Annotated in this window: 12 protein-coding genes and 1 riboswitch; of the genes, 4 read left to right on the forward strand and 8 right to left on the reverse strand. The window is 76.2% G+C overall.

Annotated elements, in window-relative coordinates; genetic code table 11:
* The first annotated feature begins 107 nt into the window (after positions 1 to 107).
* Positions 108 to 1508, forward strand: a complete 1401-nt coding sequence (locus ACFC0B_RS23080; protein WP_376088742.1) for a hypothetical protein — start codon at positions 108 to 110, stop codon at positions 1506 to 1508.
* Positions 1509 to 1575: 67 nt separating this feature from the next.
* Here ACFC0B_RS23080 and ACFC0B_RS23085 read toward each other — a convergent pair whose 3' ends face one another.
* Both ACFC0B_RS23085 and ACFC0B_RS23090 read right to left on the reverse strand, forming a co-directional pair.
* Positions 1576 to 1746, reverse strand: a complete 171-nt coding sequence (locus tag ACFC0B_RS23085; RefSeq protein ID WP_376088745.1) for a hypothetical protein — start codon at positions 1744 to 1746, stop codon at positions 1576 to 1578.
* A gap of 104 nt (positions 1747 to 1850) precedes the next feature.
* Positions 1851 to 2462: a TetR family transcriptional regulator gene (locus ACFC0B_RS23090; RefSeq protein WP_376088748.1), complete on the reverse strand. Its 612-nt coding sequence runs from the start codon at positions 2460 to 2462 to the stop codon at positions 1851 to 1853.
* A gap of 80 nt (positions 2463 to 2542) precedes the next feature.
* Here ACFC0B_RS23090 and ACFC0B_RS23095 point away from each other — a divergent pair, with 80 nt between their 5' ends.
* Positions 2543 to 3487: an oxidoreductase gene (locus tag ACFC0B_RS23095; RefSeq protein WP_376088751.1), complete on the forward strand. Its 945-nt coding sequence runs from the start codon at positions 2543 to 2545 to the stop codon at positions 3485 to 3487.
* Positions 3488 to 3868: 381 nt separating this feature from the next.
* Here ACFC0B_RS23095 and ACFC0B_RS23100 read toward each other — a convergent pair whose 3' ends face one another.
* The 6 genes from ACFC0B_RS23100 to ACFC0B_RS23125 form a co-directional block, all read right to left on the reverse strand.
* Positions 3869 to 5344 carry a M6 family metalloprotease domain-containing protein gene (locus ACFC0B_RS23100; protein ID WP_376088753.1) on the reverse strand — a complete coding sequence of 492 codons (1476 nt, stop codon included), beginning with the start codon at positions 5342 to 5344 and terminating at the stop codon, positions 3869 to 3871.
* A 237-nt stretch (positions 5345 to 5581) separates the two neighbouring features.
* The gene (locus ACFC0B_RS23105; RefSeq protein ID WP_376088756.1) at positions 5582 to 7024 is read right to left on the reverse strand and encodes a cobyrinate a,c-diamide synthase; all 1443 of its coding nucleotides are present in this window, start codon (positions 7022 to 7024) and stop codon (positions 5582 to 5584) included.
* A gap of 27 nt (positions 7025 to 7051) precedes the next feature.
* On the reverse strand, positions 7052 to 7657 hold the full coding sequence (cobO, locus tag ACFC0B_RS23110) for a cob(I)yrinic acid a,c-diamide adenosyltransferase (protein ID WP_376088759.1): 606 nt from the start codon (positions 7655 to 7657) through the stop codon (positions 7052 to 7054).
* Between the two features lie 6 nt (positions 7658 to 7663).
* A complete protein-coding gene (locus tag ACFC0B_RS23115) occupies positions 7664 to 9811 on the reverse strand; it encodes a putative cobaltochelatase (RefSeq protein ID WP_376088762.1) in 2148 nt (715 codons plus the stop codon).
* Positions 9808 to 11322, reverse strand: a complete 1515-nt coding sequence (locus ACFC0B_RS23120; RefSeq protein ID WP_376088765.1) for a cobyric acid synthase — start codon at positions 11320 to 11322, stop codon at positions 9808 to 9810. Before ACFC0B_RS23120 ends, ACFC0B_RS23115 begins: the two co-directional genes overlap by 4 nt.
* Positions 11319 to 12305: a cobalamin biosynthesis protein gene (locus ACFC0B_RS23125; RefSeq protein WP_376088768.1), complete on the reverse strand. Its 987-nt coding sequence runs from the start codon at positions 12303 to 12305 to the stop codon at positions 11319 to 11321. The genes ACFC0B_RS23120 and ACFC0B_RS23125 overlap by 4 nt, the downstream gene beginning before the upstream one ends.
* 33 nt (positions 12306 to 12338) lie before the next feature.
* A riboswitch (cobalamin riboswitch) is annotated at positions 12339 to 12551 on the reverse strand.
* A 208-nt stretch (positions 12552 to 12759) separates the two neighbouring features.
* Between ACFC0B_RS23125 and ACFC0B_RS23130 the strand changes: the two genes are divergently transcribed.
* Together ACFC0B_RS23130 and ACFC0B_RS23135 are read left to right on the forward strand one after the other, a co-directional pair.
* Positions 12760 to 13875 carry an alpha/beta hydrolase family protein gene (locus ACFC0B_RS23130; protein WP_376088771.1) on the forward strand — a complete coding sequence of 372 codons (1116 nt, stop codon included), beginning with the start codon at positions 12760 to 12762 and terminating at the stop codon, positions 13873 to 13875.
* Positions 13876 to 14243: 368 nt separating this feature from the next.
* Positions 14244 to 15569 (forward strand): hypothetical protein, encoded by a 1326-nt coding sequence (locus tag ACFC0B_RS23135; RefSeq protein ID WP_376088774.1) that lies wholly within the window; start codon positions 14244 to 14246, stop codon positions 15567 to 15569.
* The last annotated feature ends 18 nt before the right edge of the window (positions 15570 to 15587 follow it).

Genomic DNA, 15587 nt, shown 5'->3' on the forward strand with positions numbered 1-15587 from the left:
TTCACTCCCGGGCGGTCGGACCAGGTCTGTCCGTCCGTGGAAAATTCACCATGGTCAGCACTTTTCCGCTGAGGTGTGCCCGCAGCGGAAATGGGGGGGGAATTCTCATGCGTACCACCGTCGTGAACCGTCGGAACCGCTCGCGCCGCACGGTCTCCCGGGCCGCCGCCACCGTCCTCGCGACGGTGCTGGCGGGCGGGACCGTCCTGCTGTCGGCGCCCGCGGCCCTCGCGGACGACGGCGCGCTGCTCGGGGCGAAGCTCAAGGTCGACGCCCCGGCCGTGATCGGACTCGCCGGGCAGCCGGTCGAGTTCACCGAGACCGTCACCAACACCGGCTCCCAGGAGGCCGGTTACCACCTCTACCTGAAGGCTGTCACCGGCGCGGGCCTGCCGGGCAACAACGCCGTCGTCCTCGACTACCGCGACCCGGCCGACGGCGCGTGGAAGCCCGTTCCGCTGTCGGCCGGCGGCGAGGGGGACGACCTCGCCTACTGGGGCGAGGTGCCGTACTCCCTGGAGATCCCGGCGCACGGCAGCGCGACGGTGCGGCTGCGGCTCGGCGTACCGATGGGCGGGCCGCACGAAGGCGCCAGTAACGGCGGGATCCAGTCGATGGCCTTCGAGTCGACCGTGGGCATCGGCGCCGGCGGGGCCGCGGCGGCCCGGGTGACCGACACGATCAAGGTCACCGGTCTCTCGTCCGGGCTGTCCCACGTCCCGGCCACGGCGGTCGCGGGCGGGTCGCCCGTCGAGTTCGACGCCGTGCTGAAGAACCCGACGCCCTCGCGCTACCTCAACGTCTCCGAGGTCCTGTTCGCCGGTACGCACGCCACCGTCGAGGTCCGCAAGGCGAACGGCGAGTGGACCACGGTGCCGCAGGTGAGCGGTACCTTCGGCGCCGACAGCCCCGGCGCCTACCTGAAGGAGCGCGACTTCGGTGTCGGCGCCAAGTCGACGACCACCCTGCGGGTCCGGGTGTCGTTCGACGCCGTCACCCCGCTCGGGTCGGTCAAGATGACCTCCGTCCTGCTCGTCAACGAGAGCCCGACCGCGCCGTTCTCGGGGACGTCGATGGGCGGCGGGGACGCCACGGTGCAGATCGTCGCGCCGGACGCCTCGGCGCCCAAGGCACAGCCGGCCGTGCAGGAGACGCCGACCGCCAAGGGCGCGTCGGCGGGGAAGGGGGCGGTCGCCGCCAAGGGCGTGTCCGTCGGCAAGGAGGCCTCCGCGGGCAAGGGCGCGTCGGCCGGGAAGGCCCCGGCGGCCGCGCCTGTGGCGGAGGCGGCGCCCGCCGCCGCCCCGGCCGCGCCCGCGGTCCCGGTCGAGGCGCCCGCACCCGCTCCGCCCGCACCCGCCCCGGCCGCCCCCGTGGCGGCGGCCCCGGCCACGGTCGAGCTGGCCGAGACCGGGTCCTCCGGGTCGCTCGCGGCGGCCCTGGCGGCCGGTCTCACCGTGCTCGGCATCGGCGGTGGCGCCACCTTCTGGATGGCCCGCCGCCGCCTCTGACCACGTCCACCGGCAGGGGGCGGCTCCGGCACCGGCCGGGGCCGCCCCCTGTCGCATGCCGCGGTGCTCAGCCCGCGAGCCGCGGCGGGTGCCAGCCGTAGGTGGCGGCGGCGCGGGCGAGGAGGACGCGGTCGGGGCGGACACCGGCGGCCAGCACGACCGCGCCCTCGATCGCCTGGCAGGCGCCCTGGCCCTGGAAAGGACACATGGCATGTGCGGCGTCGCCGAGCAGGGCCACGCCCCGGTGGTAGGCGGGGAGCGGGTCGGCCAGCTCCCGGACGCCGTGGCGCGGCCCCCGTCCGGGTCGGCGGAGGCGAACAGCTCGGGGACGGGCGCCCGCGCTCAGCGGGCGGGCGCGTCCAGGGCGGGGGCGAGGAGGGTGAAGGCCTCGGCGGTCAGGGCGGCCGGGTCGGCGGCGCCGTCGCTGTCGCTCCACCGCTCCAGCACGGCGCCGAAGGCGGTGAGCGCCGTCCCGGCGGCGAGCCGGGGGTAGAGGTCGGCGGCGGGGTCGAGGCCGAGGCGGCGGGCCAGTTCGGCCGACAGCTCCGCGCGCCACTCGGCCTGCCGCTCCAGGAAGCGGGCATGCAGCGCCGGGGTGCGCAGGATCAGCTGGACGGCGCGCAGCGCGCGGTCGCCGTGCTCGCCGCACGCGGCCAGCGGCACCGAGACGGCGTGCCGCAGGGCGGCCGAGGGCGGCTCCGCGGCGGGGCGGGCGGCGAGTTCGGCGCTGATGCCGGCGCCCAGGTCGGCCAGGAACCGGACGATCACGTCCTCCTTGGACGCGAAGTAGCGGAAGAACGTCCGCTTGGACACTCCGGCGCCGGCCGCGATCTCGTCCACCGTGACGGCGTCGAACCCCTGGGCGGTGAGCAGCCGGAAGGCGGCTTCGGTCAGCTCGTCCACGACGAGTTGGCGCTTGCGCTGGGCGAGGCTGACGGCGGGTCGGGAGGTCACCCGACGATGGTAACGCCATGCCGGTCATGTCATCCAGTAGCGTCTTGACACCGAGTGACACGAGCGGCAGCATCTGCCACATGAAGCCTTTGGAGCCAACAGGCGGCCCTGCGGACCAGCACGGGCGGGTGTTCGTCGTCACCGGAGCGAGCAGCGGGCTGGGCCTGGCCACCGCCCGGGCGCTGGCCGAGCGGGGCGGGCGGGTGGTCCTCGCGGTCCGCGACGAGGAGCGGGGGCGCTCGGCCGCCGCCCGGATCGCCGCCACCCTGCCGGACCCCGGCGCGGCCGACCGCCTGGAGGTCCGCCGCCTCGACCTGGCCGACCTCGACACCGTTTGGACCTTCGCCGACCGGCTGTCGGCCGACCACCCCCGGCTGGACGTCCTCGTCAACAACGCGGGGGTGTTCGCCCCGCCCCGCGCGCTCAGCCCGCAGGGCCACGAGCTGCAGTTCGCCGTCAACCACCTCGGCCACTTCGCCCTCACCGGCCTGCTGCTCGACGCCCTCGCCGCCGGCCGCGACCCGCGCGTGGTGACCGTCAGCTCGCTCAACCACCGCAAGGGGCGGATCCGCTTCGACGACCTCACCGGGGCGCGCGACTACTCGCCGATGGGCTTCTACGACCAGTCGAAGCTCGCCAACGCGCTCTTCGGCCGCGAACTCCACCGCCGGCTGAGCGCGTCCGGCCGACCGGTGCGCAGCCTGCTCGCCCACCCCGGTTACACCGCCACCGGCCTGCAGACCAACGGGCCGACCGGCCTCACCCGGCTGCTCTTCGGACGGCTGCTCCGGCCGCTCGCCCAGCGCCCGGAGGACGGCGCGCTGCCGCAGCTGTACGCGGCGACCGACCCGTCCGCGCGCGGCGGGGAGTTCATCGGCCCGGACGGCCGGGGCGAACTGCGCGGCGCGCCGACCAGGGTCGCACTCGCGCCCTCGGCGGCCGACGCCGAGACCGCCCGCCGGCTCTGGGAGCTGTCGGAGGAGCTGACCGGCGTGCGGTTCGGCCTGGCGGCGGCCGAGGCCTGACGCGCTGCCGGTCCGCTGCCGCCGCCGACCTGCGACCCGCCGCCGACCTCCGACCCGCCGGTGCCGACGAACCGGCCGGTGCCGTCGGCGGGTTCGTCCGCGGACACGTCCGTCCGCGGACACGCCGGGATCGCCGCCGCTGCCCGGTCCGGCCTCACCGTCCGCGCCGGGCGCGGCTGCGCCGGAGCCACCGCCGGAGCCGCGCAGCGCGGCGGGCAGGGCGGCGATCAGCGTGTCCACCCCGAGGGCCGACCAGGGATCCGGCAGCACCTCCTGCCGCCGGCGGGCGATGCTGGAGTTCCCGACTTCCCGGAGCTGGGGCCCCCGTTGAGGACGATCACCTGACAATCGGTCATCCAGCCGCCTGGAGGGGCGGCCGGGTCACTCGATGGTCACGCTCACCTCCATCCGGTCCGTCCCGGGCGTGCCGGCGACGTCGAGGGTGACGCCGGTCCAGGTGCCGCCGGGCTCGTCCAGCGCGGGCCGGGTGTGCTCGCCGATGCTGGTGTTGCCGAGCGCCGGGTAGAGGTCGGTGTCGTCACCGCGGTTGCCCTGGCCGAAGATCTTCGCCAGGTCGCGGCGGCCGTCGGCCTGCATCAGCTCGATGGCGAGGTGCTTCTCGTCGTTGACGTTGTCGATGGCCTCGTCCACGACGTACGCGGCGACGCCCTGGTCCGGCAGGAACTTGTCCTGCCCGCTCTGGCGCCGGTACTCCACGATGACGTACTGGGTGGGCGTCATCCGCGGGCTGCGGACGAACAGGATGTCGCCGCCCTCGGAGACGGGGCGCAGGACGATGTCCTTGGTGGTGCTGGTGACGGCCTGCGGGGTGGTCCAGCCCTGGAACATCCGCAGCATGCCGCTCGGGTACACCGGGGTGTCGCCCTGGTTGCCCCAGGAGCCGGCCGCCATCAGGCAGTAGTTGCCGAGGCCGTTGGACTGGGTGAACTCGACGTCGCCGGTGTCGTAGTAGTCGGCGAAGCCGCAGGCCAGGTGGCCCCACTCGTGGCAGCAGACGCCGACCTTGCAGTCCTCGGGGACGGTCAGGAAGGTCTGCACGGCCAGGCCGGGCGCGACCTGGGTGGGGTCGTCGTTGATCCACTTGGCGCTCCACAGGGCGGCCTGGACCTTGGCCGGGTCCTGGACGCCCTCGGCGCCGGTGCCCGCGTGGACGACGAACAGGGCGGTGACGTCACCCGTGCCGAGGGCGTCGAAGTCCTTGGTGAACGTGACGCCGTTCTTGAGCGCGAGGGCGATCGCGTCGACGGCCATGCCCTGCTCGTTCCTGGGCGCCGTGCCCTGGCCGGACTGGTTGTCGGCGTAGAAGGAGATCGGGTGCGGCAGCCGGAACCAGCCGTGCACCTCGCCCTGGGCGTCGATGCCGCCGCCGCTCGGGTCGGTCGGGTCGAAGCCGCTGACCCCCTGGTAGTAGTCGTGCATCGAGCCGGTGGGGAAGGTGCCGGAGCTGAACAGCAGCTTCTCGAAGTGCTCGGGGGTGTTCGCGGGGTCGTGCGGCAGGTCGGGGAAGTCCACCAGCAGGACCATGGTGCGGACCACGCCCTTGAGCTGCTTGCTCGGACGGGTGATCAGCTGGGCGTTGGTGCTGGGGCCGGGGCGGCGGGCTCCGTCGTCGAGGCCGATGACGTTCTCGCCGCGCACCCGGGAGCGCCAGACGTAGAAGTACTGGCCGAAGGTGATGAACTTCGGCAGCCGACGGCTGTCGATCAGTCCTTGGTACTCGTCATGGAGCGCCTGGAGGGCGTCCGGTGAGAGCGGCACCGGACAGGAGCGCGGGTGGTGGGGGAGGGGGAGGTCGGTGACGGGGTGGGGACGCAGCGGGGTTAATGTGTAACGCATCGTGACGGCTCCTTCGAGCCTGCTCGCCCCGCCGGGGCGTGTGCGGCGCCGCGAGGGCGTGTTCGGCGCCCCGCCGGGTCAGCGGTCGCCGACTACCGCCCGGTTCGCCGAGCGGCGGTCGGCTCGCGCCGGCGCCGGTGGCGAATGGGGCGATATGCGGTTTTCTGTCCCTATTTTGACGCCCCGCACGGCCGCAGCACCAGACCCGAAGGCCTGTCGGTTTCCGCCGAGTGCGCCTCAGCCCGCCCGGAACGCCGCGGCCGCCGCCGTGAAGGAGGCGGCGAGCTGCGGGTATCCCGCCCAGTGCAGGTGCAGATACGAAGCGTGAACATTCTCCACCCCGGCCGCGCCCGCGAATCCCTCGGTGCGCGGGCCGGTCGGCAACCGCCAGCCCCAGGCGGGCCGTTCGCCGGCGCCCGGCTCGCAGACCGTCCGGTGGAACTCGTGCCCGCGCAGCCGGGCCCCGGCCGGTGCCAGCGGCGAGTCGTGCAGGGCCACCGCCTCCCGGTACCCGAGGGTCAGCCGCTCGGTCATCCGGGCCGAGGTGTCCAGCACCCCGCACATCGGCAGGCCGTCCAACTCCCGCCCGAGGTAGAGCAGTCCGGCGCACTCGGCGGAGACCGGGCCGCCCGCCGCCGCGAACGCGGCGATCGCGGACCGCAGTTGATCGTTCGCGCTGAGTTCCCGGACGTACAGCTCGGGGAACCCGCCGCCGATCACCAGGCCCGCCGTGCCCTCCGGCAGGGCGTCGGCGTGCAGCGGGTCGAACGGCACCACCTCGGCGCCGGCGGCGGCCAGCAGCTCGGCGTTCTCGGCGTACGAGAAGGAGAACGCCGCGCCCCCGGCCACCGCGATCCGCGGCGCGCCCCCGATCGATGCGCCCCCGGCCGGCGCGCCCCCGGCCGATGCGCCCGCGACCGGCGTCCCCCCGGTCGGCGCGCCCACCTCCGCCGCCGGGTCCCACGGCTCGACGCCGGCCAGCGGCGGCGCCGTCCGGGCCAGCGCCAGCACCGCGTCCAGGTCCACCGAGCCGGCGACCAGCTCGCCCATGTCCGCCACCGCCCGCAGCGCCTCCGCCGAGCGCTCCACGGCCGGGATCAGCCCCAGGTGCCGGGACGGCGTGGCGACCGCCGCCGAGCGCCGCACCGCGCCCAGCACCGGCACCCCGGAGCCCTCCTCCAGGGCCTCCCGCAGCAGCTGCTCGTGCCGGTCGGAGGCGACCCGGTTGAGGATCACCCCGGCCAGCCGCACCTCCGGGTCCCAGGAGGCGAAGCCGTGCACCAGCGCGGCCACCGACCGGGACTGCGAGCCGGCGTCCACCACCAGCACCACCGGCGCCCGCAGCAGCTTGGCCACGTGCGCGGTGGACGCCAGCTCGCCGCGCCCGGAGGCGCCGTCGAACAGGCCCATCACGCCCTCGACCACCGCCACGTCCGCCCCGGCCGCGCCGTGCAGGAAGAGCGGGGCGATCCGCTCCGGCCCGCACATGAACGCGTCCAGGTTGCGGCCCGGCCGCCCGGCGGCCAGCCCGTGGTAGCCCGGGTCGATGTAGTCCGGGCCGACCTTGTGCGGCGAGACGGCCAGCCCGCGCGCGGTGAGCGCGGCGATCAGGCCGGTGGCGACGGTGGTCTTCCCGGCGCCCGAGGAGGGCGCCGCGACGACGAGGCGGGGGATGTTCACGTGTTCAGGCTCCGTAGCTCGGGACCGCTACCACTCGATGCCGCGCTGGCCCTTGCGGCCGGCGTCCATCGGGTGCTTGACCTTGGTCATCTCGGTGACGAGGTCGGCGAAGCCGGTCAGCGCCTCCGGCGCGTACCGGCCGGTGATGACGACGTGCTGGCTGCCCGGGCGGTCCTTCAGCACGGCGACCACCTCCGCCGGGTCGATCCAGCCCCAGTGCATCGGGTAGGTGAACTCGTCCAGTACGTAGAAGCGGTAGGTCTCGGCGGCCAGGTCGCGCTTGACCTGCTCCCAGCCCTCCTTGGCCGCCGCCTCGCTGTCCAGCTCCATCGCGCTGGAGCGCTGGATCCAGGACCAGCCGGAGCCCATCTTGTGCCAGTCGACGGTGCCGCCCTCGCCGGAGGCGCCGAGCACCCGCAGCGCGTTCTCCTCGCCGACCTTCCACTTGGCGGACTTCACGAACTGGAACACTCCGACCGACCAGCCCTGGTTCCAGGCGCGCAGCGCCATACCGAAGGCGGCGGTGGACTTGCCCTTGCCGGGGCCGGTGTGGACGGCGGTGATCGGCTGGGTACGGCGCTGACGGGTCGTCAGGCCGTCCTCGGGGACGCTCTCGGGGACACCCTTGGGCATGTCGGCTCAGGCCGCCTTTCGCGATGCGGTGGTGCTCGGACGGTTCGTGGTGCTGGGGCGGTTCGCGCCGCTCGGGCGGTTCTCGCGGACGAGCGAGGCGACGCCGTCGGAGCGCAGCTCGTCCAGGGCCACGGAGGTGGCGCGCAGCCGCGCCGCCAGGGCGCCGGCCAGGCCGAGCCGCACCGGGCCGGACTCGCAGTCCAGCACCACGCTCGCCACGCCCTGCGCGGCCAGCAGCCCGGCCGCCCGGTGCGACTCGGTGACGGCGGTCCGGCCGCCGGTGGCCCGGCCGTCGGTCACCACGACCAGCAGCGGCCGGCGGTCGGGGTCGCGCATCCGCTCGACCCGCAGCACCTCGTGGGCCCGCAGCAGGCCCGCCGCCAGCGGGGTGCGCCCGCCGGTGGGCAGCGACTCCAGCCGGGCCGCGCCGACCTCCACCGAGGAGGTCGGCGGCAGCGCCAGCTCGGCCGAGGCGCCGCGGAAGGTGATCATGCCGATCTTGTCGCGGCGCTGGTAGGCGTCCATCAGCAGCGACAGCACCGCGCCCTTGACGGCGGTCATCCGCTGCCGGGCCGCCATCGAACCGGAGGCGTCCACCACGAACAGCACCAGGTTGGACTCCCGCCCCTGGCGCACCTGCTCGCGGAAGTCGTCCTTGTGCAGCACCAGCGCGCGCGAGGACCGTCCGCGCGCCACCTGGTGCGGCGCGGCGGCGCGCAGCGTGGCGCTCAGGTGGAGCCGGGCGAGCCGGCCGCGCGGGCGGCGGGCCCGGACGGTGTGGCCGCCGTCGGTCTCGGCGGGGGAGCGGCGGCCCTGGGCGCCGCGCCCGGTGCCGTCCACCGCGAACAGCCGGGTGCGGTACGGGTCGCCGGCCGCGACCGGCGCCGACTCCCGCGCGGGGGAGGGGTGCTGCGCCGGGACGGGCTGCGGGGCGGCGTCCTCCCCGGCGGCCGGGTCCGCGGCCGCCGGCGGCGGGCCGTCCGGACCGGAGGGCTCCGGCGCGCCGCCGCCCCCGTCGCCGTCGGGGCCGCCGTCCCGCGGGCCGCCGCCGTCCGGGTCCGTGTCGCCGTCCGGGTCCGGGTCGTCCTGCGGCCCCTCGGCCGTCGCGGGCTCGGGCTCGGGCTCCGGCTCGGGCTCCTGCTGGGCGTGCTCCTCCAGCACCCGGTCCAGCTGCTCCTCGTCCAGCCCGGGCGCGTCGAACGGGTTGCGCCGGCGGCGGTGCGGCAGCGCCAGCTGGGCGGCCTTGCGGACGTCCTCCGCCAGCACCTCGGTGCGCCCGGCCCAGGCGGCCAGCGCGACGGCGGTGCGCGCCATGACGATGTCCGCGCGCAGCCCGTCCACCTCGAACGCCGCGCAGACGGCGGTGATCTGGCGCAGCGCCGTGTCGGTCAGCTCCACCTGCGGCAGCAGCTCGCGCGCGGCGGTGATCCGGGCCGCCAGCGCCCGCTCGTCCCCGGCGAAGCGGGCGGCGAACGCGGTCGGGTCGGCGTCGTAGCCGAGCCGGCGGCGCACCACCTCGGCGCGCTCCGCGGGCTCCCGGGTCGCGGCGATCTCCACCGTCAGGCCGAACCGGTCGAGCAGCTGCGGCCGCAGCTCGCCCTCCTCCGGGTTCATCGTGCCGACCAGCAGGAAGCGCGCCGCGTGCCGCACCGACACGCCCTCGCGCTCGACGTAGGAGCGGCCCATCGCGGCGGCGTCCAGCAGCAGGTCCACCACGTGGTCCTGGAGCAGGTTGACCTCGTCGATGTAGAGCACGCCGCGGTGCGCCCGGGCCAGCAGCCCCGGCTCGTACGCCTTGACGCCCTCGGCGAGCGCCCGCTCCAGGTCCAGCGAGCCGACGATCCGGTCCTCGGAGACGCCGACCGGCAGCTCGACCAGCTCGGCCGGGCGCCGCGAGGACGCCCCGCCGTCGTGCGCGCCGTCCGGGCACTGCGGGTCCGGCGCCGCCGGGTCGCAGGCGAAGCGGCAGCCGTCGACGGTCGCGATGGACGGCAGCAGCCCGGCCAGCGCGCGCACCATGGTCGACTTGGCGGTGCCCTTCTCGCCGCGCACCAGCACCCCGCCGACCGCGGGCGAGACGGCGTTCAGCAGCAGGCCGAGCCGCAGGTCGGCCATGCCCACGATGGCCGTGAACGGATAACGGACGTCACTCATGCATGCTCCCCAGGGGCTCCGGGCGCCAGGAACGGCAGCGATCCGGCCGCCGGCACCCCGCCCTCGATCAGCTTCCACAACGCGTCGGTGTCCGCGTGCTCCTCGATCAGCTCGCCCAGCCGGTCCAGCCGGGCCTCCCGCGCGGCGGCGAACGAGGTGTCCGGCGCGGGCACGAACGCCCGGCCGGCGGCCTGCGCGACCTCGCGCAGCAGCGCGCGCCGGAAGCCGTCGTTCTCCAGCGCGCCGTGCCAGGTGGTCCCCCACACCTGGCCCACCCGGCAGCCGTCCAGGAACGGTTCCCCGCCCTCGACGGCCACGACGCCGTGGTGGATCTCGTACCCCTCGACCCGCTCGCCGTAGGCCTCGCCGACCGGGCGGCCGAGCACCTTCCCGGCGCCGAAGCGCACCCGGGTCGGCAGCAGCCCGAGCCCGTCCACCGCGCCCGCCTTCGACTCGACCTCGTCCACGATCGAGCGCGCCAGCATCTGGTAGCCGCCGCAGACGCCGAGCAGCGGCCGCCCGGCCGCCGCCCGCGCCTTCAGCACCGGTTCCAGGCCGCGCTCGCGCAGCCAGGCGAGGTCCGCGACGGTGGCCCGGGTGCCGGGCAGGACGACGAGGTCGGCGTCGGCCAGCTCCTCGGGCCGGGTGGCCCAGCGGACCAGCACGCCGGGCTCCTGGGCGAGCGCGTCCAGGTCGGTGAAGTTGGACAGCCGGGGGAAGCGCAGCACGGCCACCCGCAGCACGTCCGCGCCGAGCGGGCCGCGCGCGGCGGTCCGGTCGACGACGGTGGACAGGTCGAGCGAGTCCTCGGCGTCCAGCCAGAGGTCCGGCAGCATCGGCAGGGTGCCGAGCACCGGGCGGCCGGTCAGCTCGCGCAGCATCTCCAGGCCCGGCGCGAGCAGCCGCGCGTCGCCGCGGAACTTGTTGACGAACCAGCCCGCCACATGCCGCTGGTCCTCCGCCGACAGCAGCGCCAGCGTCCCGTACATCGCCGCGAACACGCCGCCGCGGTCGATGTCCCCGACCACGACGACCGGCAGCCCGGCGGCGGTGGCCAGACCCATGTTGGCGATGTCGCGGTCGCGCAGGTTGATCTCGGCGGGCGATCCCGCGCCCTCGCAGACCACCACGTCGAAGCGGGTGCGCAGGTCCGCCAGGCACTCCAGGGCGCGTTCCAGCAGCACCGGCTTGCGCTCGCGGTAGTCCAGCGCGCCGACCTCGGCGACCGGGCGGCCCAGCAGCACCACCTGGCTGCGGCCGTCCGCGCCGGGCTTGAGCAGCACCGGGTTCATCGCCGCCTCCGGCTCCACCCGGGCGGCCTGCGCCTGCATCGCCTGCGCGCGGCCGATCTCGGCGCCGTCGGAGGTGACGAAGGAGTTCAGCGACATGTTCTGCGCCTTGAACGGCGCGACCGCGACACCCTGCCGGGCCAGCCAGCGGCAGATGCCCGCGGTGACCACGCTCTTGCCGGCGTCCGAGGTCGTCCCGGCGACCAGCAGCGCCTTGCTCATGACCCACTCCTCCGCTTCCTCACCAGGGCCGCCCCGAGCAGCAGGTGCCCGGCGACCGTCGTACCCAGGGCCAGCGCGCTCACCCGCCGGGAGAGCACACAGGCCCGCTCGATGTCGTCCACCCCGACGGGGCGCAGTTCCTCCCCCAGCACGGGCCGGTGCTCCACCCGCTCGCCGTACCGCAGCGTCCCGCCGAGGCGCACGCCCACCGCGCCCGCGAAGGCCGACTCGGCCTGGCCGGCGTTCGGGCTGGGGTGGGCGGAGCCGTCGCGGCGCCAGACCCGCCAGGCGGTGCGCGGCTCGGGGGCGGCGGCCACCGTCAGCAGCGCGGTCAGCCGCGCGCCCGGCCAGCCCGCGACGTCGTCCAGCCGCGCCGAGGCCCAGCCGAACCGGGCGTAGCGGGGCGAGCGGTGACCGACCATCGCGTCCAGGGTGTTCACCGCGCGGAACGCCAGCAGGCCGGGCGTGCCCGCCAGACCGCCCCAGACCAGGGCGTTGACCACGGCGTCGGCGGTGTTCTCGGCCACCGACTCGACCACGGCGCGGGCCAGCTGCCGTTCGTCCAGCGCGCTCGGGTCGCGCCCGCACAGGTGCGGCAGCCGCTCCCGGGCCGCCGTCAGATCGCCCGCCGCGAGCGAACGGCCGATGGTGCGGGCCTCCCGGGTCAGCGAGCTGCCGCCGAGCACCGTCCAGGTCGCGGCGGCGGCGAGGGCGGCCCGGCCGAGCGGACGGCGGGCCAGCAGCCGGTCGGCGGCCAGCGCGCCGGCCGCGACGGTGCCCACGGCGAGGGCGGTGAAGGCGGCGCCGGCGGCGCGGTGGTCGCGCCACAGCAGGCGCTCCAGCCGACCGGCGGCGGAGCCGAAGCCGGCCACCGGGTGGCCGCGGCGCGGGTCGCCGAAGCGGGCGTCGGCCAGGTAGCCAGCGACGGCGCCCGCGCCGAAGGCGAGGGCCCGGCCCGGCGGGCGCACGGCAGGGCGCAGCATCGCGTGCGTGTCCTCACTCAGGGTCCGCGCCCTGGATCGACGAACCGGGGGCGAGAGTCTCCTGGCTTCCGGGTCGGACGCGCGATCCGGGCCTTCCAGCGGCTTCTGACGGCTCGCCGTGGCGTGTTCCGGTCGTGCTCCCCGGTGACAGTGGCGGGACCGCGCCGGACTCGCACCGGCTTCCTCTGCATGCCTCCGTATTGGCTGAAGGATCCCATCACGGGCCCGAACCGGGAGTCAACCGAGGTTGTCCGGGGTCTTGGTCACACGCCGCGCCGCCCCGTCCCCGCCGGTGTGACCTTCCTCGCGGAACAACCCGTACGGCCGTGTCCTACTGGCTTCCCCCCGCCCGCGCGAGTGGACTGAGGGGTGGGTCCGGACGTCGAGCGGCCGGACCCCGCGGCAGCCGGACACCGAGCAGCAGCAGCCAGACACCGAGCACCGGGGAGCGAGTATGCGTTGGGGAATCGCGGCCACCGTGGCGGCCGCCGCCGTCGGCACCGGGGCCGCCGTCCTGCTGATCGGCCGCAAGGCGTCCGAGCGGATGGTCCGTCCGACCGGGGACGCCCGCGACCGGACCGGCCCGGTGCGCGTCCGGAGCCTCGGCGCGGGGCAGGTCACCTTCACCCGCACCGCGGTGAGCGAGCGGCCCGGCCGCTGGGCCGTCGAGTGGGGCGAGGACGGCCACGCGGTGGTCGAGGAGGTCCTGCACCGCGACGAGCAGGGCGTCACCCGCCGCCTGGTGCGCGCCGACCGCGGCACCCTCGCCCCCGGGACCGAGGTCCGCCTCACGCCCCGGGTGTACCTCGGCGACCCGGCCTCGGCGCTCGGCCTGCCGTTCGCCGAGACGGCCGTCGAGGGCGAGCTGGGCGCGCTGCCCGCCTGGCGGGTGGACGGCAAGCGCGGCACCTGGGTGGTCCTGGTGCACGGCCCCGACGCCGACCGCGGGCAGGCCCTGCCGGTCCTCCCCGAGCTGCAGCGCCTCGGCCTGCCCGCGCTCGCCGTCACCTACCGCGGCGACGCCGGCGCGCCCCCCTCCCCGGACGGCCTCGGCCACTTCGGCGAGACGGAGTGGCGGGACGTCGAGGCCGCGGTGCGCACCGCCCTGGAGGGCGGCGCGGGCCGGGTCGTCCTCTACGGCTGGTCGCTCGGCGCCACGATGGCCCTGCACACCGCCGCCCGCTCGGACCTCGCCTCGTCGATCAGCAGCCTGGTCCTGGACTCCCCGGTGCTGGACTGGCCGGCCACCGCCCGCCGGGGCGCGGCCCGGTCCGGCTTCCGGGGCGCGAGCGCCGAACTCGGCGTGCTCGCCGCCCAGGGCCGCACCGGCGTGGATCTGGCCGACTTCGCCCGCCTCGCCGAGGGCACCGACCTGCGGGTGCCCACCCTGGTGCTGCACGGGCCCGACGACCCGGTGGCCCCGTTCGCCGCCGCCCGGCGCCTCGCCGACCGCCGCCCGGACCTCGTCAACCTCCAGGCCTTCCCCGGCGGCGACCACGCGGCCCTGTGGAACAGCGCCCCGGACCGCTACGCCGAGACCCTCCGCCGCTGGCTCACGCCGTTCTGCTGATCCCCTTCCCGCCCCCCCTCGCGCGGAATTCCGCGGCACACCGGTTCCATCTGGCATGGACTCGCCATAAAGATCAAGCCAGTCGGTTTGGCCTCTGTTGCCCGATCTTGTCGAGCCCCCACGCCCCCCTCCCGCCCCGCGCGGACAACCGGATGTGACAGATGGCCGGTGCAAGGGGAAGACTGCTCGACGTGACGTCTCGGAATCCGCGCGACCGTGATGCCCCGCTCCCGCCGACGATCGGTACCGGTGCGACGGTGACCCGTCTCCCCGGAACGGCCCACCGCCCCGCCGGCGCCAGGCCGGGGGCCCCGGGCGTACCCCGCCGACGAGGCCCCGCCCCCGCACCCGGCCGAGGCCGGGTCCCTGTGCCGGAGGGCTTCCCCGCTCCCGCCGAGCTCGCCCCGCTGGCCCGCCGCATGCTGGTCGACGCCGTCCGGATCGCCCGCTGGGCCGGCGACCTCGACGAGGTCGACAAGCGCGGCGAGCTGCTCCCCGACGACGCCCGCGCCGCCGGCCTCGCGCTCGCCATGACGGTGGGCGCCGCCGCCAAGGCGTGGGGCCAGGCCCTGCTGGTCGGCCTGGTCGAGGCCCGGGACGGCGGCGCCGGCCCCGGCTGGCGCCTGCACGCCTGGGAGCACGACGACGAGGCGGTGGTCCGCGGCTGGTCGGCGCTGTTCGACGCCTGGACGCTGCTCGCCCCGGTCCCGCCCGCCGCCCTGCGGGGGGTCTTCGCGGTGCTCGCCGGGCAGGCCGTCGACCAGGCGCCGCAGCTCCTCTCCTTCCTGCACCTGGTGGACGGCCCGGTGGCCGACGTCGAGCTGCTGGAGCTGCTCCGGCGCGGCCTGGACGAGCGCCGGGTCGGCGGCGGCGAGGGCACCTTCGGCCTGTCGCCCGTCCCGCACGCGGCCTCCGCCGTCTCCGCCGTCCGCGGCACCTGCCGCGAGCCGCAGATCGACACCCCGGCCTCGCCCGCCGACGTCGCCGCCGTCCTGGACTGGATGCTGGACGGCCTGGCCGCCGTCGGCGCGCTGGCCCGCCGGGACAACGCGGCCGAGCTCTCCCCGCTCGGGCACTGGGCGGTGCGGGCCAAGCTGGAGGAGATCTGCACCGTCGCGCAGACCGCCGCCGGCCACATCGAGCAGAGCGCGCTGGAGCTGCTGAGCGCCTGCGCCGACTACTCGCCCGGCCCGGCCCGCGCCGAGTACCGGGCCTGGCTGGCCGCCCGCCCGGCCGACCGGGCGGTGGCCGAGCTGCTGGAGGCCGCGCAGGGCGAGGACGCCCTGGTGCGCGGCCTGGCCTTCGAGGCGCTGCGGGTGGCCGGCGTGACCGCCGAGCAGGCCGTCCGGGCCGCCGCCGACGAGCCGGTGCTGCGCCCCTACGCGCTGCTCTGGCTGGCCGAGCGCTCGGACGAGGGAGTCTCCCCGGCCGATGTGCTGGGCGCGGAGGACGCCGCCTGGCTCTGGGTGGACACCGCCGCGGCCGTGCTCGACCACGGGGAAACGGAACTGCTGGTCGGCCACGTCGAGGGCGCCTCGGCCGGCGACCCGGTGCGGCTGTTCGCCCGGGCCCGGCAGTCCGGGCACCCGCGGGCGGCCTCGGTGCTGACCGCCGTCTCCGGCGTGCACCCGGACCCGGGCGTGGCCCGCGCGGCCCGCCGCTCGGCCTTCAGCGTCCACCGCGGCGGCGCTTAGCCGAGCGGGAGCGCACAT

The organism is Kitasatospora sp. NPDC056184, from assembly GCF_042268405.1.
Lineage (GTDB): Bacteria > Actinomycetota > Actinomycetes > Streptomycetales > Streptomycetaceae > Kitasatospora.